Origin of the sequence: Streptomyces sp. RFCAC02 (genome assembly GCF_004193175.1) — a bacterium.
In the GTDB taxonomy this organism is placed as follows: Bacteria; Actinomycetota; Actinomycetes; order Streptomycetales; family Streptomycetaceae; genus Streptomyces.
In genome coordinates, this window is the sequence record NZ_SAUH01000001.1 from 2,492,691 (window position 1) to 2,514,694 (window position 22,004).

Consider the following 22,004-nt stretch of genomic DNA (forward strand, 5'->3'; position numbering starts at 1 on the left):
GCGCGGGCGGCCGTGCCGGTCAGCCCGTCAGCAGGGCCGCCAGCTCCGCGTGCAACGCCGGTCCCGCCGCCAGGACGCCGGACGGCGGCAGGACCGTCGTCCGCGCCCCGGCCTCCGCCGCGATCAGGGCACCCGCAGCGGTGTCCCACGGCGCCAGCTCGTCCTCGTAGTAGGCGTCGGTACGCCCGCACGCCACCCAGCACAGCTCCAGCGCCGCGCTGCCACCGCTGCGGATGTCGCGGATGCGCGGCAGCAGCCCCGGCACGACGGCGGCCTGCCGCGCGCGGGACCCGGCCCCGTACGCGAAGCCCGTCGCGACCAGCGCCGACGGCGGCGGCACCGGGTCGTTGACGCGCACCGGCGCGCCGTTCAGCCGGGCGCCGCCGCCCAGCGTCGCGGTGAACGTCTCGCCGCGCGCCGGGTCGCACACCACCCCGGCGACCGCGCGCCACACGCCGTCGTCGCCCAGCCGCTCGCAGGCGACCGAGACGGCCGTGTGCGGGATGCCGTACAGGTGGTTGACCGTGCCGTCCAGCGGGTCGAGCACCCACCGCAGGCCCGTCTCCGAAGGACGCTCCGCACCCTCCTCGCCCAGCAGCCCGTCACCCGGCCGCTCGGCGGTCAGCAGCTCGGTGACGGCCGCCTCGCTCGCCCGGTCGGCGTCGGTGACCGGGTCGGTCGGCGTGGACTTGTGCCCGACGCCGGTGGCGCGGCCCGCCCGCGCGGCCAGCTCCGCGCCGCCCCGGTGGGCGGCGCGGACGGCCAGGCCGAGCAGCGTCGGCAGCTCAGTCATGCAGGTCCCTCGGAATGGGCGCGGTCACGGCGAAGTCCGTGAACCGCGCGGTGAATCCGGCACGCTCCGGCGAGCAGCACATGACCCCGACGAGGCACGTCTCCGGCAGCGGCAGGTACCCGAGCCGCAGCAACTGCCAGCCGCCGTCGGCCCGCCGGTACTGGACGCGGAGCGCGTCGCCGTGCCGGGTGACGCGCAGCTCGACCCGGTCGGCGGCGTCCGGCGCGGGCAGCACGGACCAGTCGGAGTGCCCGCGCGTCAGGACGGCGCTGACGTGCGGGACGCCGTCCGTGTACTCGACGCCCGCCTTCAGCCAGGTCCGCTCGTCCGCGCGGACCATGAGGCCGCCCTGGTCGTAGAGCGTCGCGTAGTCGCCGGACAGGGTGACGCGGGCCGTGAAGTCGCCGGTGACCTCCCGGTGGTGGAAGTGACCGTCGTCGCGGACGAAGCCGTAGAACGTCTCGCGCCAGAAGTCGGTCCGCTCACCGGTCGTGGCGGTCAGCAGGCCGGACTCGACGGACCACGCGGGGGGTTCGTTCAGCCAGCGCATGCCGTCGAAGCCGGCGCCGAAACCGTTCATGCCGCGTCCCCTTCCGTCACCGTGCCGGAGGCGGCCACGCGCCGCGCCTCGGCGAGGACGGCGTCACGGTAGCGCGCGGGCAGCCGTCCGACGGCCGGCAGGACGCGGACCTCGCCCATGCCGCCGTCGTCGAACGGCAGCGCGACACCTCCGAGCGGCAGCGTCTCCGCCCCCGCCGGGAACGGTCCGCCCGTCACCGCGCCGCCCGCCGCGTCCGCCTCGGCCCCGATCCACAGCCGGTCGCCGGACCGCACCACGGCCAGGGACCGGCCGGGACCGGCCGCGCCCGCGAGCGCCGCGCGGTACTCGCGCGCCATCGCGTTGGCCTCGAAGTCGCCGAAAGCTGCGGCGAGTTCCGTGTCGGGTCCGGGCCACTTGCGGACGAAGTACCGGTAGTTGCGGGTCTCCGTCTCCTTGTTGGCCGCGACGTTCCGCGCGTGCGGCAGGTGGATGCCGTACACGTCGGGCGCCATCACGACCGGGGTGCCCGTGGCGGCGATGCGGTAGGCCCACTCCAGGTCCTCGACGCCGTAGCCGTGGAACTCCGGGTCGAAGTACAGCCCGTGCTCCTCGACCAGGGCGCGCGGCACCGCGACGAGGGCCGTCCAGGCGTACGCCCACGGGATGACGTGCGGCGTCCCGAGGCGCGGGTCGTCCCGTACGCCGTCGCCCGCCGCAGCCCGTGCCTCCAGGGCGGCGAGCTGTGCGCGGTAGTGCTCCCACGGCCGGGCGGTCACCTCGGCGACGTCGCTGCCGTTGTTGTCGTAGTCGAGCATCTGGCCGGTCACGCACACCCGCTGGCCGTACGCGTAGTGCCGCTCCCACAGGCCGGCGAGGAAGCCGGGCGGCACGGTCATGTCGGCGTCGAGGCACACGATCACGTCGCCCCTCGCCTGCCGCAGCGCGAGGTTGCGGGCGTGCCCGACCTGCCAGGGCGCGGGCGACAGGACGGAGACGATGTCGAGCCGGTCGAGGAAGCCCGCGCACATTGCCGTGTACTCGGGCGAGTAGTCGAGCGCGCCGACGACGACCTCGAACTCGTCGCGCGGCAGGGTCTGTTCGGCGAGGGAGGACAGGGCGAGCCGCAGGTTCGCGAGCCGCTGCCGGTAGGGGATGACGACGCTGAACCTCACCGCTCCTCCCCCGCCGGCTCAGCGCCCGACGCGATGAGGACCTTGCAGCTCTCGGTGCCGGCGCCGGTCAGCGTCCTGCCGGGTATGTCGCAGCCGAGCAGCGCGAACGCCTCCTCGTAGTCCGCGATCGGCACGACATGGCTGACCAGCCGCTCGACCGGGATCCGCCCGGAGGTGACGAGGTGGAACGCCTCGTCGAACGAGCCGTGCAGCGAGTCGATGGACCCGATGACGGACAGGCTGCGGTCGGCCAGGTGCATCGCGTCGAGCGAGACCGCGCGGCTCTTCAGGCCGATGGACAGGAACGTGCCGCCCGGCGCCAGCTCCTCGTAGAGCGATTCGAGCAGCCCGGACGTGGTGTCGACGACGACGTCGAGCGGCGCTGCCGGGTCGCCGAAGTGGCTGCGGCGCGCCTCGTCCAGCGACGCGAAGGCGGGGATGGACGCGGGCAGCACCTTGGTGGCGAACGCGAGCCGCGCGGGGGCGTTCTCGACGACGACGGGCGACAGGCCCTTCAGCGTCAGCGCCCACGCGTACAGCAGCCCGAGCGGCCCGGCGCCGAAGACGACGGTGTGGGCGGACAGCGACGGCGGGGTCAGCTTGCGCACCCCGGAGACGACGCAGCTCAGCGGCTCGGTGAGGGCGGCGGCGCGCAGCGGGATGTGGTCGGGGACGCGGCGCAGGAAGCCCGAGGTGGTCCGGTACCGGTGGGCGTACGTGCCGTCGTAGCTGATGCCGCTCTCTGTGCCGTGCTTGCCCTCGCAGTGGTTGATGCGGTTGGTCCGGCACATGCGGCACACCCCGCAGTACGGCGTGGGGTTGATGACGACGCGGTCCCCGACCGTGACCGAGGTGACCTCGGGGCCGGTCTCGGCGACGATGCCGGTCGACTCGTGGCCGAGCGTCACGCCGGGCACGGCCACCGGGTAGGAGCCGGAGACGACGCCGAGGTCGGTGCCGCAGATCCCGGTGTACGCGATGTCCACCACCACGTCGTCGGGGCCGGTGGCGTGCAGCCGGGGCACCTCGGTCAGCGCCATGTCCCAGGGGCCGCGGAACTTGAGCGCCGTCATGGTGTCGTGCGGGGTCATCGGGGGTCCTCGTCCTTCTCGAAACGGATCAGCGCCGACGTCAGGCGGTCGACGATCTCGTGGGCCTCGTCCTCGGTGACGATCAGCGGGGGCCGTACCTTGACGGCCGTGCCGAAGCCGTAGCGGCTGCCGCGCAGGATCAGTCCCTCGTCCCTGGCGACCGTGATGAAGCGGGCCACGTCCTGCGGCGTCGGCAGGTCGAAGGCGCGCATGAGGCCGACGCCCCGGGCGTTCCGCACGCAGGAGAAACGATCCTCCAGCGCGCGCAGGCCGGCCTCGACGACGGCGGACGTCCGGGTGACGCCCTCCAGCACGCCGTGGTCCCTGATGTGGCGGACGGTCTCCTCCATCGCGACGAGCGACAGCGGGTTGGCGCCCGAGGTGGAGGAGTGCTCCCACGGCTCGAGGACGTCCAGCTCGGGCCGCATGACGACGCCGGCGGCGGGGATGCCGATGCCGCCGGCCCCCTTGGCGAACGTGATGATGTCGGGCCGCAGGTCGGCCGCGATGCCGGTGGAGGCGAAGAAGGTGCCGGTGCGGCCGAAGCCGGTCTGCACCTCGTCGGCGATGACGAGGATGCCGTGCCGGTCGCAGACCTCGCGCAGCACGCCGTAGTATCCGGCGGGCGGCACCAGATTGCCGCCGTTGCCGAGGACCGGCTCGATGAGGAGCGCGGCCACCCGGCCACTGGATGCGAATTCAACAAAATCGTCCAGCCGCCGCGCGCACAGCATTCCGCAGGAATCGGGGGACTGGCGGTAGAAGCAGTTGGCGCAGTCGGGGGCGGGAATCTTCACCGACCCCGCGAAGGGCAGCGAGAAACTGCGCTGCCGGAAGGCGTTTCCGGATAATGCGGTGGCCGCCGCGCTCTGCCCGTGGTGGGACAGGAACAGCGAGACGACGTCCGTTCTTCCGGTCGCCTTCTGCGCGATGCGGATGGCGCACTCGTTCGCAGTGGAACCGGTGATGTCGCGGAACCAGAACGCGCCGATGTGCTCGGGCAGGAACGGCTTCAGGAGCCGGAAGACCTGCTCGGACTTCGCACGGGTGAATTCCGAGGAGAGGTGGCTCGCCCTCTCCAGCTGGGCGTGCAGGGCGTCGATGACCTGCCGGTTCGAGTAGCCGAGGGACAGATTGAAGGTACCGGACGCGCAGTCGATGTACGACCGCTCCCCGATCCGGAGACGGACTCCCCGGCCCACAATGCTGTCGAAATATTCGATTGACGCCTCCGGTTCGGCGGACGCGGAGGCAAGGCTGTCCATGGTGGGCAAGCTGACTACTCCCCTGTTGGTGCACAACCAAGCTCAGTATTGACGCTCGGCGCCCACAGTAGATCGCGAACCGACAGTTACGCGTTGGTAATTGGGGGTGCTTGTCGTTTTGTGGGAAGCATCACAGCGGCACGGTGGGCGCGCCGGGCGGCCGAATTCTGGCGAGGCCATGTCACCCGTCAAGTGGCGGAAACCGGATGGGAACCCGGTGTTTTCCGGCCGTAGGCTTGGCACGTGAAGAAACGTATCGGCGTGATGTTCGACAGAGATCTGCACCCCGAGGAATTGGCCGAATTCGCGCGCGTGGCGGAGCGCTCGGGCGCCGACGACCTGTGGGTCGTGGAGGACCTGGAGTGGGCCGGCGCCGTGTCGTCGGCGGCCGTCGCCCTGGCGGCCACGGACCGCCTGCGGCTCGGCATCGGCATCACCCCGGCGCCGCTGCGCAACCCCACGCTGCTCGCGATGGAACTGGCCACGCTCGCCCGCGTCTTCCCCGGCCGGCTGGCGGCGGGAATCGGCCACGGCGTACCGGAGTGGATGGAACGCGTCGGCGCCGCGACACCCGCGAAACTCGCCCTGCTCGGCGAGACGATCACCGTCGTCCGCGCGCTGCTGCACGGCGAACGGGCCGACCTGGCGGGCCGCGCCGTCACGGCGGACGGCGTACGTCTGGTGCACCCGCCCGCCGTGCCGCCGCCGGTCGTCGCCGGCGTCGTCCGGCCGAAGTCCCTCGAACTGGCCGGCCGGGTGGCCGACGGCCTGATCCTCTCGGAGGGCCAGGGACCGGCCCGTATCGCCGCCGCCCTGGCCCTCGCCGACCGGGGCCGCGCCGCGGCGCCCCGCCCCTGGGGCGACGACCGGCTCACCGTCTTCGCCTACCTGTGTGTCTCGGACGACCCCGGCGAGGTCGCCCGGACCGTCGCGCCGGTGGTCGCGGACACCGCGCGGTGGCTCGGCATACCGCCCGACGACGTGTTCATGGCCGCCGGGGACGCCGCGACGGCCGCCGCGCGCGTCACCGAACTGTGGGAGGCCGGCGCGAGCACCGTCGTCCTGCGCCCCCTCAGCACCGACGCCGGGGCGGCCACCGCGCAGGCGCGCGCGGTCCTCACCGCCCTGGGCAGGCCGACCGCCTAGCGTCCGCGGCGTTCACTCGTAGCGGAGCCTCAGCGACTCGCGTTCGGCCTCCTCGATCCGCTCGACGGTCAGGCCCGGCACGTTCAGCTGCGCCAGCGTCACCTCGGCGCTGGTCGGCTGGGCGTCGGCGGGGACCCAGCGCTCCGGGTCCCAGGCGCCCGCGCGCATCAGCGACTTCGGGCAGTGCGGGTAGACCTGCTCGATGTGCACCACGATCGCGGTGACCGGCGGTTTCCCCACGGGAGTGAGCCGGGCGAGCAGCTCCGGGCGCGCGGAGACGCAGGCGCGGCCGTTGACCCGCAGCGTGGTCGGGCGGCCGGGGATGAGGAAGAGCAGTCCGGCGCGTCCGGTCTCCAGCACGTTGTGCAGGGTGTCGAGTCGCTTGTTGCCGGTCGCGTCGGGGATCGCCAGGGTCCGTTCGTCCAGCACCGAGACGAACCCGGCCGGGCCGCCGCGCGGCGTCACGTCCGCCCGGCCCGCACCGTCCGCGCTGCCGATGAACACCAGCGAGGAACAGCCGATCAGCGCCCGGGTCCCGTCGGTCAGGCGGTCGGTCTCCTTGCGGAGCGCGTGCGGGTTCGGCCGCGGATACAGCTCGCGGAGCCGGTCCGGACCGGTGATGGCGTCCGCCCGGAGGGAGTCGAAGAGCGAGCCGGCGGTCCCCGTGTCGATGGTCATACGGGCACCCTAGGAAAAGGCCGATGCCGGGGCACGGGTCGGTGCGGACATCCGCGTACGGGGCGGTGCCGGCCCGTACCGGAGCGGACTCCGGAGGGCCGGCCGCCGTCACACGTAGGGGTGGGTGATCAGTTCGATCGCGTGGCCCGCGGGGTCCTTGACGTACACGCCGCGTCCGCCGTGCCCGTGGTTGATCTCGCCGGGGCGCCGCATCTGCGGGTCGGCCCAGTGCTCGATCCCCTGCTCGCGCAGCCGCCGGTACGCCCGGTCGAACAGCTCGTCGTCCACGAGGAACGCGTAGTGCTGCATCTGGATCTCGACCGGCGGCTCGGCGAACTGGAGCAGCGCCCCGCCGTCCAGGTGGAGGTTGGTGAAGATCCCCCAGGACGGCGCGTCCCGGAGTTCGAGGAGGTCGCGGAAGAAGCGGGCCGACTCGGCCCGGTCCCTCGCGGCGATGATGGTGTGGTTGAACGTGACTGGCATGCGGCTGACCTCGTTCGTCGCTCGACACGGAGATGGATGCTCGTCGTGCCGGGCGCCGGGGGGCCGCGTGCCGCGCGAAGGGGGTGCCTGCCGGGCACCCGCCGTGCGGTCAGTCGGCCACCGGGTCGCCGATCCGTGCGTGGCGTCGCGCCGGTCCGGTGTTCACGCGTACGACCCTACGCGGCGGCTGCCGCGCAGGGCAACGACGGATCCTGGTCCCGCGGACACCAGGATCGCGATTCCGCCGGTCGAAGCGGGTACTGGCTGCCGTCGCGCGCCCGGTGGAGCGTGGTGGGCATGACCGAGACCACGCCGCGAACCGGCTCCCCGAAGAAGATCCTCGTCGTCGCCGCCCACCCCGAGCCGCGTTCCCTGAACGCCGCGCTGACCCGCTTCGCCATGGACGAACTCCGCGCCGCGGGCCACGAGGTGCAGGTGTCCGACCTGTACGCGATGAAGTGGAAGGCCGCCCTCGACGCGGACGACTACCCCGGCCACGCCCCGGACGAGCGGCTCGACGTCCAGACCGTCTCCCAGCGGGCGACGCTCGACGGCCGCCTGTCGGCCGACATAGCGGCCGAGCAGGAGAAGGTCTCGTGGTCGGACGCGGTGATCCTCCAGTTCCCGCTGTGGTGGTTCTCCGTGCCCGCGATCCTGAAGGGCTGGATCGACCGGGTGTTCACGGCCGGATACGCGCACGGCCCGGCCCTGCCGCCGCCGTACACCGAGGGCGCGCTCGGCGGCCGGCGTGCGCTCGTGTCCGTGACGACGGGTGGGCACGCCGCGTCGTTCGGCGAGCGGGGCGTCCACGGTCACCTGGAGGACATCCTCTTCCCCGTCCAGCACGGCCTGTTCTGGTACACCGGGATGACGCCGCTCGAACCGTTCGGCGTGCACGGGACGATGGGCCTGTCGGACGAGGCGTTCGGCGAGGCGACGCGGGCGTACAAGCGGCGCCTCGACGGGCTGTTCACGGACGAGCCGGTGCGGTTCCGCCGGCTGGACGCCGACTACGACCGCGAGAAGGTGCTGCGCGAGGGCGCCGAGGCGCCCGGCACGTCCGGTCTCGCCCTGCACCGGCGGCCGGGAGCCTAGTGCCAGGCGTAGTCCTGCCGCAGCACCGCGAAGATCCCGGTGACCTCCTCCGCGTCCTCGTCGGACAGGCCGGGGCCGTACGTGCCGTTGGCCAGGTAGCCGGTCGTCGTGCCAGACGCCCAGGTGACGGTGAGGACGCCGTCCCCGTCCAGCGTCAGGTCGCCCTCGTGGTCCGGCCAGGCGCCGGGGCCGCCCTCCAGCGCGCAGCCGCCGTCGGGGAACGCGAAGTGCCCGTCGGTGCCGAGTTCGCCGAAGCACAGGTCGCCCTCCGGCGTGCCGTCGGCGCTGAACGCCACCTCGGCCAGGCCGTCCCGGGACGAGTCGCCGATGAGGAACTCGCCGCTGTGCCCGGGGTCGGCCGGGTCGGCCTCGTACAGCCCTCCGTAAGCGGCGTACGCGTCGGCCGGCGTCTCCTCCTCCGCCGGTGCCTGCTCGGTGGCGGCGCCCCGGTCCGGTGTGTCGGTCGCGTCGTCGTCGCAGGCCGTCAGCGACAGGACCGCGGCGGCCAGGGCGGCGGCCGGCAGGGCGGTGCGGAGGAGCGGTGCGCGCATGGGTGCTTCCTTGCCGAGGGCGTCCGGCCGGGCGGCCGTCCGTTGCGGTGACACGCTTCTCGGCCACGCGCGGTTCCCGTACCGCTCAGCCCTCCGGCCCCTCCCGCCACTTCCGCCACGGCAGGGCGCCGCGCCACGCCTCGTCGCCTTCCGCCGCCCAGCTCGTGACCACGTCGGCGACGGGTTCGACGCCCCACGGGTCGTCGCGGTGCGGCAGATCGGCCGTCCAGTGGGCGTCGGGACCGCCCTCGCGGTACTCGACGGTGTGGCTCAGGTCCTCGTTCAGCCGGACCTGGATGTAGTGCTGGTCGGCCGGCTCCAGGTCGAGACGCTCCACGATCAGGAAGTCGAACCGGAGGTTCAGGTCCGCGATCAGGTCGTGCAGCCGGTCCCCGGACGGGTCGTCCCACACCGTGCCGTCCGCCTCGTGGGCGCGCACACGCGGCGTCATCGGCACTCCCCTCCCTCGCGTCCGCCGGTCGCCCGCAACTCTAGACGCGGGCGCGCGGACGGCCGGCCCCGGATGCCGCCCGCCCGCGCCGCAGTCACACCGCCGGCTGGATCCAGATCTCCCGCTCGTCCTCGAAGTAGTGCCCGAGGTGCCAGCAGGAGTGCTCGTCGTCCACGGTGGTGTGCAGCGTCCAGTCCGTGAGGCCGTTGTCGGCGAGCAGCGTGTCGATGGCCGCCTCCACCTCCTCGCGCGGCAGGCACCGTTCCCAGCCGCCCTCGCCCAACAGGTCCTCCACGCCGAGGCGGAGGCGCGCGAACGCGAGCTGTTCGTCGGTCACCCCCGCGTACGGGTCGGCACGGTGCTCGGCGCACACGTCACGTCCGCCCGGGTACACCTGGATCGAGCCCTGCGCCGAACTGTCCACGCAGGCGGTGAGCAGGTCGGGCGCCGGCTCGGCGAAGACCGCGTTCCACTCCGTACGGCACAGGTCGGCCGGGTCGTCCCGCACGGCGTTGAACGGGATGTGCGCGTCGCCGTTCGGCCCCTTGCAGTCCACGGCGGTGGTGTCGAGGGCGTGTCCGGCGCCGTCGCCCGCCACCCACGCCAGGGCCGCCGCCGTGGCGCCGGCCACGGCGAACCCGGCCGCGAGGGGGATCGCCCACACGCGCCGCCGCCGGGGGGCGCGGCGCCCGGCCGCGCGTGCACGGTCCATGATCCGGGTCGCGTACGGGCTGTCCGCGGCGGGGAGTTCGCGCCCCCGCAGCGGGTCGGTTCCGCGCATCGCCGCGTCGAGTTCGTCATCGAGCATGGGGTGTCCCTTCGGGCTTGGCCGGGTGGGCGGGGCGGTTTCGGACGATCCGCGCGCGCAGGCGTGTCCGTGCGCGGTGCAGGCGGGTGGTGGCGGCGCCCTCGGAGATCCCGAGCACCACGCCGATCTCGCGGTGGGACAGCCCGTCCCAGTACGCGAGGCGCAGGGCCTCCCGGTCGGTGGCCGACAGCGTGGCGAGCGCGGCGGAGATGTCCGGCCCCTCGCCCCCGGCGGGCGGCGGGACGGCCAGGTCACCGGCGCGCCGGAGCAGCCGTGCCCAGCGGTGCCGGCCGCGCCGCTGGTTGGCGAGGACCTTGCGGGCGACCCCGAGCAGCCAGGGCACGGCGTCCCGCTCGTCGCCCGGCAGGTCGCGGCGGCGCTGCCACGCCACCGCGTACACCTCGGCGACCGCGTCCTCCGCGACCGGTCCGGGGGCGCGACGCAGGCAGTAGGCCATCACCCGATGGAATGTCGACCGGAACAACCGGTCGAGGTATTCAGCCTGTTCGTCCGACTCCATGCCCCGGTACTGTCCGGCGCCGTCCGGATCCTTACAGGGGTCGCCCACCGTCTTCCACCGACCGGCGGGCGCGGTGGGCGCGGAGCTTGTGGCGGTTGCCGCAGCGCTCCATCGAGCACCAGCGCCGCGCGCCGGGGCGGGACGAGTCGACGAACACCAGCGGACAATCGTCGCTCGCGCAGACGCGGACGCGTCCGGCGAGCGGCCCCGACAGCAGGTCGATCATCTCCCGGGCCAGGCTGGACAGGGCGTGCGCCGCCCGGACCGGCGCGGCCCACCGCGCGGTCGTGCCGTCGGCGCCGAGTGCGGGGACGAGGGGTGGTCCCGCGGCGGCCCGGTTGATGGTGTCCACGGCGGTGCCGGGCAGCGGCCGGTGTGCCGCGCGGGCGTGCGCCGTCTCCCAGATCGCCTGCCGCAGGGCCTTCGCGGCGGCCAGCTCACGGGCCGTCACGGGGACCGTCGGCCCGGCGGACAGCGGCGGCTGGGCCAGCCACGCGCCCAGGTCACCGGGCTCGTGGAGGGTTTCGAACACCGCGTAGCGGCCCTCGCCGCCCGTGTGGGCGAAGTCGAGGCAGACCGCGCCGGCGTCGTAACGGAACGACGTCCCCCGGGAGTCCGTCAGCACGCGTCCGGTTGCGTTCGCTCGCATGAAACCACTATAACTGGGGTCCCCACGGGAAACCCCTTAAAACAGTTTCATGCACCAGTGGAGGCGACGCATGGGCGTACGGCACATCAACCCGGAGGGGCTGCACCGGAGTCCGGCCTTCAGCCAGGCCGTCGTGGTGGAGCGGCCGGCGAAGACGATCTACATCGGCGGGCAGAACGGCGTCGGCCCGGACGGCCGGGTCGTCGGGCCCACGGTCGGGGAGCAGGCCCGGCAGATCTTCCGGAACCTCGCGGTCATCCTGGAGAGCGAGGGCGCGACCCTCGGGAACATCGTCCGCTGGACCATCGCCGTCGTGGACGGCCACTCGTTCGACGAGGGCGTGGCGGCGTTCCAGGAGGTGTGGGACCGGGCCGACCCGCCGCCCGCCATCACGGTCCACGTCGTCGCGGGCCTGAACCCGGGCTGCCTCGTGGAGATCGACGCCATCGCCGTCGTCTGAGGCCCCCGCGCGTCACCGCAGGTGCCCGGCCTCGACCTCGTGCGGGTGGGCCGGGCCTCGCCGAGCCACTCGCGTGCGGCGGGGGGCGCCGTACGCGGGTCGATGCCGAAGTCGCGCGGGCCACGTCCCGTCCGCCGGCCCTCGTACAGCGCGGCCAGGCCGTCGGCGAGCCCGGGGCGGTGGCGGGAGGGGCGTGGGCTCGTCACCGGTGGGTCCCGTTCTCGAGGGATCGAGGTGCCGGATGGCTCGTTGCCGGATGCGGGCAACGAGGGCTGAGTCCGTGTGATGGGTTTCCGCCCTGGAAGCGCGGGGCCGCCCGGGGCATCGTGCCGGATGGTGTCGATGCGTGACGCGGAAGGGACGGGCCGGTGATGACGGAGCGGCGGTTGACGCTGGTCGGGCGGGACAGCGCGCGGCAGGGCGTGTCCGTGCGGACCGCCGTGCGGTTCGGGGCCTTGGTCGCTCTCGCGCAGGTGGCGGTCGCGGAGCTCTTCCTCGTGGTCGGCGTGTCGAGCGGGAGCGGGGTTGCGGCGCTGCATTACGCGGTGATCACGGCGGGCCTGGGCGCGGCGTACTACCGCGTACCGGGTCCACGGGCCTCCGCCACGTCCCCCCGTTCCGCGGGCCGCCGTCTCCTGTTCGCAGCCCTGCTGTACGGGGTGCTGCACGGGGTCTGGCTGTTCGTGGTGACCATGGTTGCGCTGGCCTTCGCCATCGAGGCGCCGCCACCGGTGGCGTACGTCGTCTGGTACCTCGTGCTCGCCGCCGCGCTGGCGGGGACGCTGTACCGCCTGGGCCGCCGCTCGGCGCGGCGGACCATGCCCGCCCCCACGGCACGCCCCGTGGACCGGAGGGCCGCGAAGGAGCGGGGTCGTGCGTCCGAGGGCTCCGGCGCCGGGAGCGCGGAGTGGCGCCGGGCCGGGTACCGCGCCCGCGTGGACCCCGAGCGGCAGGCCCGGAACGCCGAGCGGGCCATCACCGAGTTCGGCGCGCTGCTCTCCGTACATCCGTTCACGCCCGGCGATCTGGGCACCACCTACCGGCACCTGGCCGACCACTCCCTGGCGCTGGACGCGTACGAACGCGCCAAGAGCGCTCCCCCGGCGGACGTGCCCGGCATCCTGGCCGAGGGCCGCGTGGCTCTGGAGCGGCTGGACAGGCGCCTGGGGCTGGACTCCCCCGCGCCGGAGGGCCGTTGCTTCTTCGACCAGCGGCACGGCCCCGCGGTCGAGTCCGTGCGATGGGCCCCGCCGGGGGGTGTCGCGCGGACTGTCGAGGTGTGCCGGGCCGATGCGGTGCGGCTCGCCGACGGTGACCTGCCCGACGGCCGTTGACCCCGCTCGGCGCGGGCCACCCGGAGCCGGCCCGGCCCGCCGCCGTCTGAGGCCCCCCGCGCGTCACCGCAGGTGCCCGGCCTCGACCTCGTGCAGGTGGACGAGGATGTCGTACGACGCGCCGAGCGCGATCTCCGGCGCCTCCGTGGACCAGTACAGGCCGTACGAACGGGTGGGGCGCGCCTCGCCGAGCCATTCGCGCGCGGCGCGGGGCACCGTCCGCAGGTCGATGCTGAAGTCGCGCAGGCGGACCCGGTCGAGGGTGTGCTCGTTGTACCCCTCGGGGGCGGGATCGACGGTGTACGTCCCGGGCTGCTGGGCGAGGAAGTCCGGCAGGGCGTTGATCGTTCCCTCGTTGAAGGTGAGCCCGACGCTGACGTAGTCGTCGCCGAGGTCGTCCCGCAGGAAGGCGCCGGCGGGCCGGGGGAACATCTCCGGGTTGTCGCTGACGTAGCCGACGTGGCCGTTGCTGGATGCGAGCAGGACCCGGCCGCCCTCGTTGCGCACCCACCAGGCCGTGTTGGCCGCGAGGACCTGGTCCCGGTACCGCATCCGCTCGGGGAACCGCTCGTCCGGGTAGGCGTAGGCGGTGAAGCTCTGGGCGATGGCGGTGGCGTTCTGCACGGCCCGCGCGTACGCGCCGTCCGCGGGCGCGGCCTCGTCGCGCAGCAGGGCCAGCGCCGCGTCCGCCCGTTCGGCCTGGGCGCGGCGGGCGTCGATGTCCCCGGCGCGCTGCGCGGCCATCCACGCGCCGGCCTGCGTACCGTCCGCCGGCCGCAGCCCCTCGTACAGCGCGGCCACGCGGTCGGCGAGCGCGGGGCGGTGGCGGGCGAGGTAGTCGGTGACCTGGTCGAACGCCTCCGGACCTGCGTAGCCGAGGTCGTTGCCGACGAACCGGAGCCGCGGCCGGTCGGGGTGCGTGACGTTGTAGTGGCGCATCCAGTGGATGAGGTCGAGGTACTCCTCGGTGTTCCAGAAGGCGTACTCGCCCACGAACTCCTCGTCCATGATGCGCGCCGGGTCGCCGGCGCCCCGGGTGACGTAGGCGTCGAGCCGCAGGCCCGTGCTCCAGCTCACCTCCAGCGCGAAGGTCGTGAAGCCCTTGGCCTCGACGAGGTGGCGGAAGACGCGCTGCTTGAGCGTGAAGAACTCGTGGGCGCTGTGGCTCGCCTCGCCGAGGCCGACGACGCGGGCGTCGCCGATCATGCGGCCGAGCGAGGCGAGGTCGCCGAGCGGGCGGGCGGCGCGGTTCAGCGCCTCGGCCGGGCCGCCGTCCCGGTGGGGGCTCCTGGCGGCGGCGGTGCCGGTGCCGAGTGCCCCGGCGGCGAGGACGGTGACGGCGGACAGGGCGATCAGACGGCGGGCGGGACGGATGTGGCGCATGGCTGCTCCCTCGAATCGGTGACTGCGGCATGACCATAGCCAGTTTTTGGGCGCTTGCACAAGACGCTCGCCCAATGCGTCCGCGCAAGTCTTCGGGTAGCGTGCCCCGCATGGGAAATCGAGAGGACCTGCTGTCGGGTGCCAGGCGCTGCCTGGAGGAGAAGGGCTGGGCCAGGACCACGGTGCGCGACATCACCGCGGCGGCCGGCGGCGTGAGCATGGCCGCCATCGGCTACCACTTCGGCTCCCGCGAGGCGCTGCTGAACGCCGCGCTCATCGAGGCGATCGACGAGTGGGGCACCCGCCTCGGGCGCGCCCTCGCCTCCTTCGGCGGGACGGACAGCACCCCGGCCGAACGCTACGAGGCCCTGTGGGCGTCGATCATCACGTCGTTCCGGGAGGACCGGACCCTCTGGCTGGCGACACTGGAGGCGCTGCTCCAGGCCGAGCACTCCGACGACCTGCGCGCCTACCTGGCGGGCGGCCAGGCCCAGGGACGGCGGGGCCTCGCCGCGCTGCTGCTGAGCACTCCGGAGGACGAGATCGACGACACGGACGCGCGCACACTGGGCGCGGCGCAGATGGCTCTCTTCACGGGCCTGATGACCCAGTGGCTGACCGACCCGGACCAGGCACCCGAAGCGCCCGAGGTGGTACGGGGCCTGCGCGCCCTGACCGGCTTCGTGACCCCACCCGCCTGACCGGGACGCCTCCCTGACGCCTGATCCGGCACCCCCAGTCGCTCAACTCTGTTGCCACCGGGGATGTCGAAGCCGCCTCAAGCAGATGATCCGGGCACTGGCGGTCCCGACGCCCGGGGCGCCGCGCCGGACGTCCGCCACTTCCTGGGGAATCGCGTGCGCCGTCGCGGGAGACGGAGCAGGTCATGGAGCGGTGTGCCGAGTTCGGCCCAGGCGCGGAGACGGTCGCGATCGGCCCAGTGCACGCGGTGGCGTTCCCCCCATGCCATGGCATCGCGCGTGAAGGCTGTGTTCGTGACGACGACCGCGCTGTCGGCACCGTGCACAGGTCCCGCGGTGCCGTTCACCTGATACATCACGGCGGAGCGGACCTTGCCGCCGGTACGGCTGTGCTTGGCCTGGAGCACGATGCGTCCCCACCGCTCGTGGTCGCCGATCACGTCGGCCGATTGGTCGCCGGTTCCTCCGACGACCCGCGCCCGCCAACCGTCGCGTATCAGCAGGTTACTGAGCGCGAACTCGAAGCTCTTGTCACCCATGGAGTCCAGATCGGCGAGGGTGATGCGCAGCCGGGCGATCATGGCCGCCCGCACCCGTGCGGCCGCCGCGCGACGGCGTTCCCGCAGGGCGAGCAGCACCCCGCCACCGACAGCCGCCACGACAAGAACGGGCCATGCCGCGAGCAGGAGGCCGACGGCCGTTTCCACCACTCGGACCACCACCCAGACCGCCGCCAGGAGCACCAGGAGCGCTCCGAGCAGATCAGCGGCTCCGCGCGGACGACGTGCCCATCGGGACCGACGCCGGGCCATCAGCGCTCCGCCGCTTCCGATACCGAGGTGCTCGGCGGCGGGGTCTCCCGCTCATCGGAACCGCCGAATCCGATGACCTGCCCCCAAAGCCACACGCCTGCGACGAGACCCGCGATCGCCCAACCGCTGAGCTTCGGCCTCCCCCCGGCGGACGGCTTCCGCCGAATGTACGACCTGACGTGCACGAACCCTTCCGGAACTACCTTGCGTGGCACCGCTTCCCTCATTCCCTGCCGGCGCTCGCCGCCCTGTGCGGCTCGCCTGGAGATGGAGTTCAGCAGTAGCCACTGACAATTCAGGGCTCCACGAATGAGGCCGGATAGGGATTCGGACATGGCAGGAAAGACACGCATGGCCGATTGACCCCACCCGAAGACCACGCCCGCGCATCCACGAGCGCGCCACCACTGGGCCGGCACACGTCGCTTGGAGGGGAGCGGCCTCGTGGGCAAGAAGCCGGACCGGCGGGAAACAAGACGTCATTCAACGGCCGGATCAACGCTCGCCGATATTTTCGATTTCGATCACCGGACTAATACCCGGCGGGCCTGCGAGAGACGTTTCCCCGACGCGGGTGACAGCAGGGCCAGGCCGCTGACCAGCAAGGAAGCACGCGCAAGACTGCCGGCAGGCCCGCGAGAACACCTCATGTGACAGCCACGATCACGCAGGATGGCGAGTGGTACGTGGCGCGCCGCCGTGAGTTCGAGGTCACCTCACAGGGCGAGGCCGCCGAAATCGCCCTGGAGAATCCGCGCGAGGCGCTGGACCTCTGCTTCGAGGCCCCGCCGGGGACGGAATGAGGTCAGGCACAGCGTGACGAAGGAAAGTGGCATGACGACTGCGGCAGATACAAGCCCGGAAGAACTGCGCGAACGGATGGTACGAGGGCTGGTGGAGCGCGGCGCCATCGTGTCCTCCTCCGTGGAAGCCGCGTTCCGGGCCGTCCCGCGCCATCGCTTCGCCCCAGAGGTGCCGGCGGAACAGGTGTACGGGGCACCGGAAGCCATCTTCACCAAGCGCGCGGACGACGGACGCGCGGTCAGTTCGGTCACCGCGCCCTGGCTCCACGCACGCATGCTGGAGGCCGCCCGGCCGACACCGGGCATGCGCGTGCTGGAGATCGGTTCGGGTGGCTGCAATGCCGCGCTGCTGGCCGAGATCGTCGGCCCGACCGGAGCTGTCACCAGCCTGGACATCGATCCGGACATCACCGGTCGCGCACGGCGGCTGCTCGGCGAGACCGGGTACGAGCGCGTGCGCATCAGGACGGGTGACGGCGCGCTGCCGCTGACCGAGGCCCCGGACGGCGGGTGGGACCGCATCGTCGTGACCACCGGATCGGCCGACCTCCCGGACGCATGGTTCGACCAACTGGCCCCGGACGGACGTCTGATCGTGCCCCTCCGGTTCCGCGGGCTTGCGCGCACACTCGCCTTCGTCCGGGAGGAAGGGCACCTGCGCAGCGACGCCTCCATCGTGTCCGGGTTCCTGGCCATGCAGGGGAGGAGCGCGCACGCGCCCCGGACGATCGAGCTGGCCGGTGATGACGTACGCCTCGTCGTTGACGAGAACCAGCCCTGCGACGAACCGGCCCTCCAGCAGGCGTTCTCCACCCACAGCCACGAGACGTGGACCGGAGTACGTCTGAACGGCTCGGAGGGACTGCTGCCCCGGCTCGACGTCTGGCTCGCCGGCTCACTCGCCCCGTACGGCCGGCTGCGGGCTTCCGGAGTCGCGGCGGAACGCGGACTGGTCGGCTGGGTCCTGGGGACCGGCGCGGCCACGGTGTGGAACGGCAGCTCTCTCGCGTACCTGGCCCTGCGCCAGGCGCCGGAGCAGCATGACCACTTCGAACTGGGCGTGATCAGCCACGGCCCCGACCGCCATCGTCTCGGCGATTCCCTGGCCGACGCGGTCGTCAGGTGGGACCGGACCGCACGCCGCACCGGCGACCCCGTGGTACGCGCCTACCGCCGCAACGACGCGGAGCAGCCGGACGGCGTGGTGATCGAGAAACCCAGCGCGCGCCTGACCGTCACGTGACGACGCCGCTGCGACTCCGGGCGAGCCCGCATCCAACAGCGGACGTTCCCTCCGGTGGGCGCTCAGAGGTCAAGCGCTTGCGCGGGGCTCTCCGGGGGTCCCGACAACGCCCTGAACCGTTCTTCCAAGTCCGTGACGCGCTCGGCCCGTCGGCCCATGAGGTAGACCTTGGTGTGCGTGCGCTGCACTTCGTGTACCAACCTGAACCCTTGGGTCTCGTAATACCTCACCAATTCGGGGAAGTGGCAGCCACGGCGAACCCACTTGCGCCCTTGCCGCGCTGCCCGGTTCACCGCCCAGAGCGCCATCACGGTTCCCGGCTTCATGTCGCGGTAGGCAGGGTCGGTGACCGTCGAGTACAGGTAGTGAGCCGGCTCGTTCAGTTCCTCTTCCGTCCAACCCCAGGGGGGAGTCTGTTCCTGCGCGGTGGTGCATCCGATGACGCGCCCGTCATCCTCGGCAAGGACCCACACGTCACCATCAGGGTTCTCCGCCTGCCGCGCCAGTTCGGCCGCGTACTCCCGCCAGCTCGGGAGCCCGCGCTCCTCCAGCCAACCGGAGCGGGCGAGGATCACCCTTTCGACGGCGGGGATGTCATCGGCTGTGGCCGGACGCATGGCGAACACGGCGCCTCCTGATGGTTGAACGAGACTAGAGGAACGATCGAGCGGCAAAGTGGAGGTCCAGGACTTCGAGCAACTGCGCGTCTCCGTCCTCGCGGTACGGCCCTTCAGCCAGCCGGCGCACAGCGACGCGAAGGTCGTCGGGGTCCACCAGCTTCTCGTCAAAGAGCGGCGAACCGTCGCGGAACATCTCAGCGAACAGTGGACGGGCAATCGTGGTGAGCGTGTGCTGAACGATTTCCGCGAACGACTCACGCTCTCGGGATTCGGTGACGTCCGCGCTCAGCCCGAGTGCGGCAAGCCTGCGGCGTTGTAGTTGCTTGAGTTCCCGCCAGTGCATGGGCAACCATTCGCCGAGCTGGACCATGCCCGGATGGGCGAAAGGATGCACGGGCCAGATGCCCGCCCGCATGAGTACGGGCGCCGTGGTCTCCAGCGACAGCAGAGTCATCGAGTTGACGGCAGCGGGCGGGGCGATGCCGTCGTCGGCGAACTCCAGCGCGGCGCGCGCTCGGTCCCCGATCCAAGGCAGGCCGTCGCCGATCTCGCCCATGGACTTGTGCGGATACTCCGCCTGCGACAGAGCGACCATCTCGTCTCCACCCAGCCCGGTCACCACCACGCGAGCACCTTGGCGCGCCAGGGCCTCGGTCAGCACGGTGAACGGCCGGTGAAGAGGCTCCTCGTACGGGCTGATCCTCTCACCCCTGACCCGGGCACACTCGCGTGACAACGGCGCATACTCCAGGGCGTCGATCAGGTGATCCGGCTCCCCGAACGGCAGCGTCTTGAGGATCTCCGAACGTCGGCGGATCTGATGGACGCGCCCCGGGCCGGCGATCATGAGGGCGGCGGTGGGGAAGCGACCCGGGTATCGCTCGGCGAGGCGGGTTCCCACAGTGCCGGAGTCGAACCCGCCCGTGAGGTGCAGCACCGTTTCCACACGATCGATCGGCCGGAGGTCGAGAGCATCGTCCATCGCTTCCACGAACGCCCCGAGAACATCGGCGTCGGAGGCCAGTTCGCGCGGTCCACTGTGCAATACCGGCTCGGGGTAGTGCAGGTGGAGGTGACCACCGCAGATGGCAGTCGCGCGTTCGGTCACGCGGTAGATGCCCCGGAACACCGTTTCGGCACCGTACCGGGGCCGGTAGACCAGCAGCCGCGCGACCTCACGTGAGCTGAGGCCGGCGGCATGCTCGGCAAGGTCAGCCATGTCCCATGACCCGTGCAGGCTTGTGCGGTCGTGCGCGACATAGAGCGGCGCGACACCCCCGGGGCCAGCGGTTACACGGCACGGTTCACCAGGGGAGGTCTCTACGAGTACGTAGTCCGTGGGCCACTGCTCCGCCAGAGTACGGGCCTCGTCGAACTCGCCAGGTGTGACGTCGCGGAGCGCGGTATCACGCGTTTCCCGGCCAGCGACGCACTCACGCACAACGAGAAGTGTGCGGGCACCGTCCGTGACAGCGACGTGTTCCACCAAGGGATGACCATAGGGAACGATCTCGCTCATCCGGTCGGTAGTGACATACCCGCTCCCGTTCCACGTCCATACCGTGCTGGCATACGGAGTAAGGCGAAACTTGATCACGCGTGCTCTCCCTTCGGGGAGCCCGAGGGGCGCGGCAACGCCGCCCCCTCGGGCGTTGAAGCCGAACGGTTCAGACGGCGGTGGTGTCGTACGTCTTGGCGCCATCGGACGAACCCGAGGTCTTCTTGTACTCGTATGTCTCAGCCGGTGACTGCACCCGCCGCCGCGCCTTGCTGGTGAACAATTTTTCGAAGTCGCGAACACGCTTCACTGGGGGTGTGAAATCTTCCATTTCCCCCTCCTTCGACTCTGCCCATACGGGGAACTTTTCGTTATCGATGCGCACTTGCAGCCCACCCGACGACCGGTGCCGGTTCTGCTGTTCGCCCCGCACGACCGAATAGGGCACGTCAGGACTCCCGGCGAGTCATTCGCAGTGTTCCTGTCTCTCACGCTGACGCATCAGCACGCTTGCGTCCGTCTCCTTACTTCCGTCGAACTCGGCGAGGGATCGCGCACGACGCCCCGCTGCGGCCTGGCACTTCCCCACCTTCCGTATCATCGGGCCGTGGTCCGGCGTCCCACGCTCCGGCGGCCGTTCCTCCGTCTGCTGCGGCGCGGTCGATCCGTACACCGCTGTTCGTTCTCCCTCTCGCAAGACGGTTACTCACGTTGCGTGCTCCTATCATCACCATCACGGGCGTACGCTCAACAGGCTGGGAGCCATTCCAACCGATACGGAATAAGGGTGAGTTGAACACGTGAGCGAGGCAGCCGATCAGGTGCGCGAGCCAGCGAACGGCGCCGCGTACTTCGGTGAAGAGGCGAAAGCACTGCGGGACGCGCTGGGGCTCTCGCAAGGTGCATTCGCTGAAAAGCTGCACTACCAGCAAGCACAGATCAGCAAGGTTGAAAACGGCACCGTTCTGGCGTCGGAAGCGTTCGCAATGGCTATGGACCGCGTAGCCGGTACTCCGGGGGTCTACCTCCGTCTTCGGAACAAGCTGAGCAAGCAAGGACACCCTGAGTGGTTCGTTCCCTATATCGAGCTTGAGAAAAGTGCGGCAAAGGTAGAGGACTACTCAAACGCGTTCGTTATGGGTGTGCTACAGACGGCGGAGTACGCCGAAGCCGTGTACCGAGCAGCGCACCCACGCGAGACGGACGCGCAGATCATGCGCCGGGTCGAACTCCGGTTGCGGCGTCACGAGATCCTTGAGCGCGAGGTTCCGCCCCTTCTGTGGGTGATCCTTCACGAAGCGGTCCTGCGGACGGTGGTTGGTAGCTCTGCCGTCATGGTTGGACAGCTTGACCGCTTGCTCGGGTTGGCCGCGAGCCCTCACGTCACTCTGCAGGTCCTCCGGTTCAAAGCGGGTGCCCCCGCGTCCGGGCTCCCGTTTACGCTGCTTACGCAAGCCGACGGGACAACGGTTCTGTACTCGGAGACGACAGGGCATGGGCACGTGAACGACTCCGCGACGGCCGTACGCGACTGGACGGCCATGTACGAGCGGCTGCGCGCTTCGGCCGAGTCAGAGGCCCGGTCACTGCGCCTTATCCACTCGATCATGGAGGAACACGCGAATGAGCAGCACAACGGATCCGCGTGACATGCGTTGGGTTGGCAGCACGTACAGCGATGGTCAGGGAGGGCAGTGCGTCCAATGGGCTCCCGACCACGCGCGCGCGACTGGTGACTTCCTGGTCCGTGACAGCAAGACCCCGAACAGCCCGCACCTGGCCCTGACCCGTGAAGGGTTCGATGGTCTCGTGCAGTTCGCCAAGCGCCACGGGTGACCCGCCCCCGAGTGACCGGCCCTCGCCACGCGGCGGGGGCCTTCGTCACGAGAGCGGACGCGTACTTGCAC

At 71.7% G+C, this 22,004-nt stretch carries 26 protein-coding genes; 9 read left to right on the forward strand and 17 right to left on the reverse strand.

The annotated features are described in order from the left end of the window. Positions 1 to 19 precede the first annotated feature (19 nt). From EMA09_RS11325 to EMA09_RS11345, 5 genes are read right to left on the reverse strand one after another with little or no spacing between them, the layout of a single operon-like run. Complete coding sequence (locus EMA09_RS11325; protein WP_129840940.1) at positions 20 to 793, reverse strand: inositol monophosphatase family protein; 774 nt, start codon at positions 791 to 793, stop codon at positions 20 to 22. Further along, complete coding sequence (locus EMA09_RS11330) at positions 786 to 1,373, reverse strand: DUF1349 domain-containing protein (protein WP_240796352.1); 588 nt, start codon at positions 1,371 to 1,373, stop codon at positions 786 to 788. The genes EMA09_RS11325 and EMA09_RS11330 overlap by 8 nt, the downstream gene beginning before the upstream one ends. Beyond that, a complete protein-coding gene (locus tag EMA09_RS11335) occupies positions 1,370 to 2,506 on the reverse strand; it encodes a glycosyltransferase (protein WP_129840941.1) in 1,137 nt (378 codons plus the stop codon). The genes EMA09_RS11330 and EMA09_RS11335 overlap by 4 nt, the downstream gene beginning before the upstream one ends. Continuing rightward, entirely contained in the window at positions 2,503 to 3,597 is a 1,095-nt protein-coding gene (locus EMA09_RS11340) for an alcohol dehydrogenase catalytic domain-containing protein (RefSeq protein WP_206305937.1), read from the reverse strand. The genes EMA09_RS11335 and EMA09_RS11340 overlap by 4 nt, the downstream gene beginning before the upstream one ends. After that, a complete protein-coding gene (locus EMA09_RS11345; protein WP_129840942.1) occupies positions 3,594 to 4,862 on the reverse strand; it encodes an aminotransferase class III-fold pyridoxal phosphate-dependent enzyme in 1,269 nt (422 codons plus the stop codon). Before EMA09_RS11345 ends, EMA09_RS11340 begins: the two co-directional genes overlap by 4 nt. Positions 4,863 to 5,126: 264 nt before the next feature. Here EMA09_RS11345 and EMA09_RS11350 point away from each other — a divergent pair, with 264 nt between their 5' ends. After that, complete coding sequence (locus EMA09_RS11350) at positions 5,127 to 6,008, forward strand: LLM class flavin-dependent oxidoreductase (RefSeq protein WP_129843977.1); 882 nt, start codon at positions 5,127 to 5,129, stop codon at positions 6,006 to 6,008. 12 nt (positions 6,009 to 6,020) lie between these two features. Here EMA09_RS11350 and EMA09_RS11355 read toward each other — a convergent pair whose 3' ends face one another. Both EMA09_RS11355 and EMA09_RS11360 read right to left on the reverse strand, forming a co-directional pair. Next, on the reverse strand, positions 6,021 to 6,686 hold the full coding sequence (locus EMA09_RS11355) for an MSMEG_1061 family FMN-dependent PPOX-type flavoprotein (protein WP_129840943.1): 666 nt from the start codon (positions 6,684 to 6,686) through the stop codon (positions 6,021 to 6,023). A 108-nt stretch (positions 6,687 to 6,794) separates the two neighbouring features. Beyond that, on the reverse strand, positions 6,795 to 7,169 hold the full coding sequence (locus tag EMA09_RS11360; protein ID WP_129840944.1) for a VOC family protein: 375 nt from the start codon (positions 7,167 to 7,169) through the stop codon (positions 6,795 to 6,797). Positions 7,170 to 7,466: 297 nt separating this feature from the next. On the opposite strand from EMA09_RS11360, the gene EMA09_RS11365 reads away from it, so the two are divergent. Next, on the forward strand, positions 7,467 to 8,264 hold the full coding sequence (locus EMA09_RS11365; RefSeq protein ID WP_129840945.1) for an NAD(P)H-dependent oxidoreductase: 798 nt from the start codon (positions 7,467 to 7,469) through the stop codon (positions 8,262 to 8,264). Here EMA09_RS11365 and EMA09_RS11370 read toward each other — a convergent pair. The 5 genes from EMA09_RS11370 to EMA09_RS11390 all read right to left on the reverse strand — a co-directional run bounded on the left by EMA09_RS11370 (position 8,261) and on the right by EMA09_RS11390 (position 11,243). Beyond that, on the reverse strand, positions 8,261 to 8,815 hold the full coding sequence (locus EMA09_RS11370; RefSeq protein WP_129840946.1) for a hypothetical protein: 555 nt from the start codon (positions 8,813 to 8,815) through the stop codon (positions 8,261 to 8,263). The genes EMA09_RS11365 and EMA09_RS11370 overlap by 4 nt on opposite strands. Before the next feature lie 85 nt (positions 8,816 to 8,900). After that, positions 8,901 to 9,266, reverse strand: coding sequence for a hypothetical protein (locus EMA09_RS11375; RefSeq protein ID WP_129840947.1), 366 nt, complete (start codon positions 9,264 to 9,266; stop codon positions 8,901 to 8,903). A gap of 94 nt (positions 9,267 to 9,360) precedes the next feature. Further along, positions 9,361 to 10,074, reverse strand: coding sequence for a hypothetical protein (locus tag EMA09_RS11380; RefSeq protein ID WP_129840948.1), 714 nt, complete (start codon positions 10,072 to 10,074; stop codon positions 9,361 to 9,363). Beyond that, positions 10,064 to 10,594 (reverse strand): sigma-70 family RNA polymerase sigma factor, encoded by a 531-nt coding sequence (locus EMA09_RS11385; protein WP_129840949.1) that lies wholly within the window; start codon positions 10,592 to 10,594, stop codon positions 10,064 to 10,066. The genes EMA09_RS11380 and EMA09_RS11385 overlap by 11 nt, the downstream gene beginning before the upstream one ends. A 31-nt stretch (positions 10,595 to 10,625) precedes the next feature. After that, positions 10,626 to 11,243 (reverse strand): CGNR zinc finger domain-containing protein, encoded by a 618-nt coding sequence (locus EMA09_RS11390; RefSeq protein ID WP_168220707.1) that lies wholly within the window; start codon positions 11,241 to 11,243, stop codon positions 10,626 to 10,628. A gap of 70 nt (positions 11,244 to 11,313) precedes the next feature. Between EMA09_RS11390 and EMA09_RS11395 the strand changes: the two genes are divergently transcribed. Further along, complete coding sequence (locus EMA09_RS11395; RefSeq protein ID WP_129840950.1) at positions 11,314 to 11,703, forward strand: RidA family protein; 390 nt, start codon at positions 11,314 to 11,316, stop codon at positions 11,701 to 11,703. A 371-nt stretch (positions 11,704 to 12,074) separates the two neighbouring features. Continuing rightward, entirely contained in the window at positions 12,075 to 13,037 is a 963-nt protein-coding gene (locus tag EMA09_RS11400; protein WP_129840951.1) for a hypothetical protein, read from the forward strand. Between the two features lie 63 nt (positions 13,038 to 13,100). Here EMA09_RS11400 and EMA09_RS11405 read toward each other — a convergent pair whose 3' ends face one another. Further along, on the reverse strand, positions 13,101 to 14,420 hold the full coding sequence (locus EMA09_RS11405; protein WP_129840952.1) for an erythromycin esterase family protein: 1,320 nt from the start codon (positions 14,418 to 14,420) through the stop codon (positions 13,101 to 13,103). Between the two features lie 110 nt (positions 14,421 to 14,530). Here EMA09_RS11405 and EMA09_RS11410 point away from each other — a divergent pair, with 110 nt between their 5' ends. Continuing rightward, the gene (locus tag EMA09_RS11410; protein WP_129840953.1) at positions 14,531 to 15,121 is read left to right on the forward strand and encodes a TetR/AcrR family transcriptional regulator; all 591 of its coding nucleotides are present in this window, start codon (positions 14,531 to 14,533) and stop codon (positions 15,119 to 15,121) included. A gap of 77 nt (positions 15,122 to 15,198) precedes the next feature. Here EMA09_RS11410 and EMA09_RS11415 read toward each other — a convergent pair whose 3' ends face one another. Beyond that, complete coding sequence (locus EMA09_RS11415; protein WP_129840954.1) at positions 15,199 to 15,933, reverse strand: restriction endonuclease; 735 nt, start codon at positions 15,931 to 15,933, stop codon at positions 15,199 to 15,201. Positions 15,934 to 16,583: 650 nt separating this feature from the next. On the opposite strand from EMA09_RS11415, the gene EMA09_RS11425 reads away from it, so the two are divergent. Both EMA09_RS11425 and fxlM read left to right on the forward strand, forming a co-directional pair. Next, a complete protein-coding gene (locus tag EMA09_RS11425) occupies positions 16,584 to 16,736 on the forward strand; it encodes a type II toxin-antitoxin system HicB family antitoxin (RefSeq protein WP_129840955.1) in 153 nt (50 codons plus the stop codon). A 31-nt stretch (positions 16,737 to 16,767) separates the two neighbouring features. Then, entirely contained in the window at positions 16,768 to 17,979 is a 1,212-nt protein-coding gene (fxlM, locus tag EMA09_RS11430; protein ID WP_129840956.1) for a methyltransferase, FxLD system, read from the forward strand. A 62-nt stretch (positions 17,980 to 18,041) separates the two neighbouring features. Here the strand turns inward: fxlM and EMA09_RS11435 are convergent, their stop codons facing one another. From EMA09_RS11435 to EMA09_RS11445, 3 genes are all read right to left on the reverse strand, one after another. Continuing rightward, positions 18,042 to 18,596, reverse strand: a complete 555-nt coding sequence (locus tag EMA09_RS11435; RefSeq protein ID WP_206306055.1) for a GNAT family N-acetyltransferase — start codon at positions 18,594 to 18,596, stop codon at positions 18,042 to 18,044. Between the two features lie 34 nt (positions 18,597 to 18,630). Beyond that, the gene (locus EMA09_RS11440; protein WP_129840958.1) at positions 18,631 to 20,196 is read right to left on the reverse strand and encodes an asparagine synthase-related protein; all 1,566 of its coding nucleotides are present in this window, start codon (positions 20,194 to 20,196) and stop codon (positions 18,631 to 18,633) included. Positions 20,197 to 20,266: 70 nt separating this feature from the next. After that, positions 20,267 to 20,545 (reverse strand): hypothetical protein, encoded by a 279-nt coding sequence (locus EMA09_RS11445; RefSeq protein WP_129840959.1) that lies wholly within the window; start codon positions 20,543 to 20,545, stop codon positions 20,267 to 20,269. 352 nt (positions 20,546 to 20,897) lie between these two features. On the opposite strand from EMA09_RS11445, the gene EMA09_RS11450 reads away from it, so the two are divergent. Both EMA09_RS11450 and EMA09_RS11455 read left to right on the forward strand, forming a co-directional pair. Further along, entirely contained in the window at positions 20,898 to 21,746 is an 849-nt protein-coding gene (locus tag EMA09_RS11450; protein WP_129840960.1) for a helix-turn-helix transcriptional regulator, read from the forward strand. Beyond that, positions 21,721 to 21,933 (forward strand): DUF397 domain-containing protein, encoded by a 213-nt coding sequence (locus EMA09_RS11455; protein WP_129840961.1) that lies wholly within the window; start codon positions 21,721 to 21,723, stop codon positions 21,931 to 21,933. Before EMA09_RS11450 ends, EMA09_RS11455 begins: the two co-directional genes overlap by 26 nt. Positions 21,934 to 22,004 lie beyond the last annotated feature (71 nt).

Excerpts from the sequence above, each read along its gene's own strand:
- EMA09_RS11435 (WP_206306055.1), bottom strand. The coding sequence starts at position 18,596 with ATGCGTCCGGCCACAGCCGATGACATCCCCGCCGTCGAAAGGGTGATC.
- EMA09_RS11360 (WP_129840944.1), bottom strand. The coding sequence starts at position 7,169 with ATGCCAGTCACGTTCAACCACACCATCATCGCCGCGAGGGACCGGGCC.
- EMA09_RS11350 (WP_129843977.1), top strand. The coding sequence starts at position 5,127 with ATGTTCGACAGAGATCTGCACCCCGAGGAATTGGCCGAATTCGCGCGC.
- EMA09_RS11380 (WP_129840948.1), bottom strand. The coding sequence starts at position 10,074 with ATGCTCGATGACGAACTCGACGCGGCGATGCGCGGAACCGACCCGCTG.
- EMA09_RS11415 (WP_129840954.1), bottom strand. The coding sequence starts at position 15,933 with ATGGCCCGGCGTCGGTCCCGATGGGCACGTCGTCCGCGCGGAGCCGCT.
- EMA09_RS11410 (WP_129840953.1), top strand. The coding sequence starts at position 14,531 with ATGGGAAATCGAGAGGACCTGCTGTCGGGTGCCAGGCGCTGCCTGGAG.
- EMA09_RS11395 (WP_129840950.1), top strand. The coding sequence starts at position 11,314 with ATGGGCGTACGGCACATCAACCCGGAGGGGCTGCACCGGAGTCCGGCC.
- EMA09_RS11340 (WP_206305937.1), bottom strand. The coding sequence starts at position 3,597 with ATGACCCCGCACGACACCATGACGGCGCTCAAGTTCCGCGGCCCCTGG.
- EMA09_RS11400 (WP_129840951.1), top strand. The coding sequence starts at position 12,075 with ATGACGGAGCGGCGGTTGACGCTGGTCGGGCGGGACAGCGCGCGGCAG.
- EMA09_RS11365 (WP_129840945.1), top strand. The coding sequence starts at position 7,467 with ATGACCGAGACCACGCCGCGAACCGGCTCCCCGAAGAAGATCCTCGTC.
- EMA09_RS11345 (WP_129840942.1), bottom strand. The coding sequence starts at position 4,862 with ATGGACAGCCTTGCCTCCGCGTCCGCCGAACCGGAGGCGTCAATCGAA.
- EMA09_RS11390 (WP_168220707.1), bottom strand. The coding sequence starts at position 11,243 with ATGCGAGCGAACGCAACCGGACGCGTGCTGACGGACTCCCGGGGGACG.
- EMA09_RS11355 (WP_129840943.1), bottom strand. The coding sequence starts at position 6,686 with ATGACCATCGACACGGGGACCGCCGGCTCGCTCTTCGACTCCCTCCGG.
- EMA09_RS11405 (WP_129840952.1), bottom strand. The coding sequence starts at position 14,420 with ATGCGCCACATCCGTCCCGCCCGCCGTCTGATCGCCCTGTCCGCCGTC.
- EMA09_RS11375 (WP_129840947.1), bottom strand. The coding sequence starts at position 9,266 with ATGACGCCGCGTGTGCGCGCCCACGAGGCGGACGGCACGGTGTGGGAC.
- EMA09_RS11385 (WP_129840949.1), bottom strand. The coding sequence starts at position 10,594 with ATGGAGTCGGACGAACAGGCTGAATACCTCGACCGGTTGTTCCGGTCG.
- EMA09_RS11455 (WP_129840961.1), top strand. The coding sequence starts at position 21,721 with ATGAGCAGCACAACGGATCCGCGTGACATGCGTTGGGTTGGCAGCACG.
- fxlM (WP_129840956.1), top strand. The coding sequence starts at position 16,768 with ATGACGACTGCGGCAGATACAAGCCCGGAAGAACTGCGCGAACGGATG.
- EMA09_RS11330 (WP_240796352.1), bottom strand. The coding sequence starts at position 1,373 with ATGAACGGTTTCGGCGCCGGCTTCGACGGCATGCGCTGGCTGAACGAA.
- EMA09_RS11370 (WP_129840946.1), bottom strand. The coding sequence starts at position 8,815 with ATGCGCGCACCGCTCCTCCGCACCGCCCTGCCGGCCGCCGCCCTGGCC.
- EMA09_RS11325 (WP_129840940.1), bottom strand. The coding sequence starts at position 793 with ATGACTGAGCTGCCGACGCTGCTCGGCCTGGCCGTCCGCGCCGCCCAC.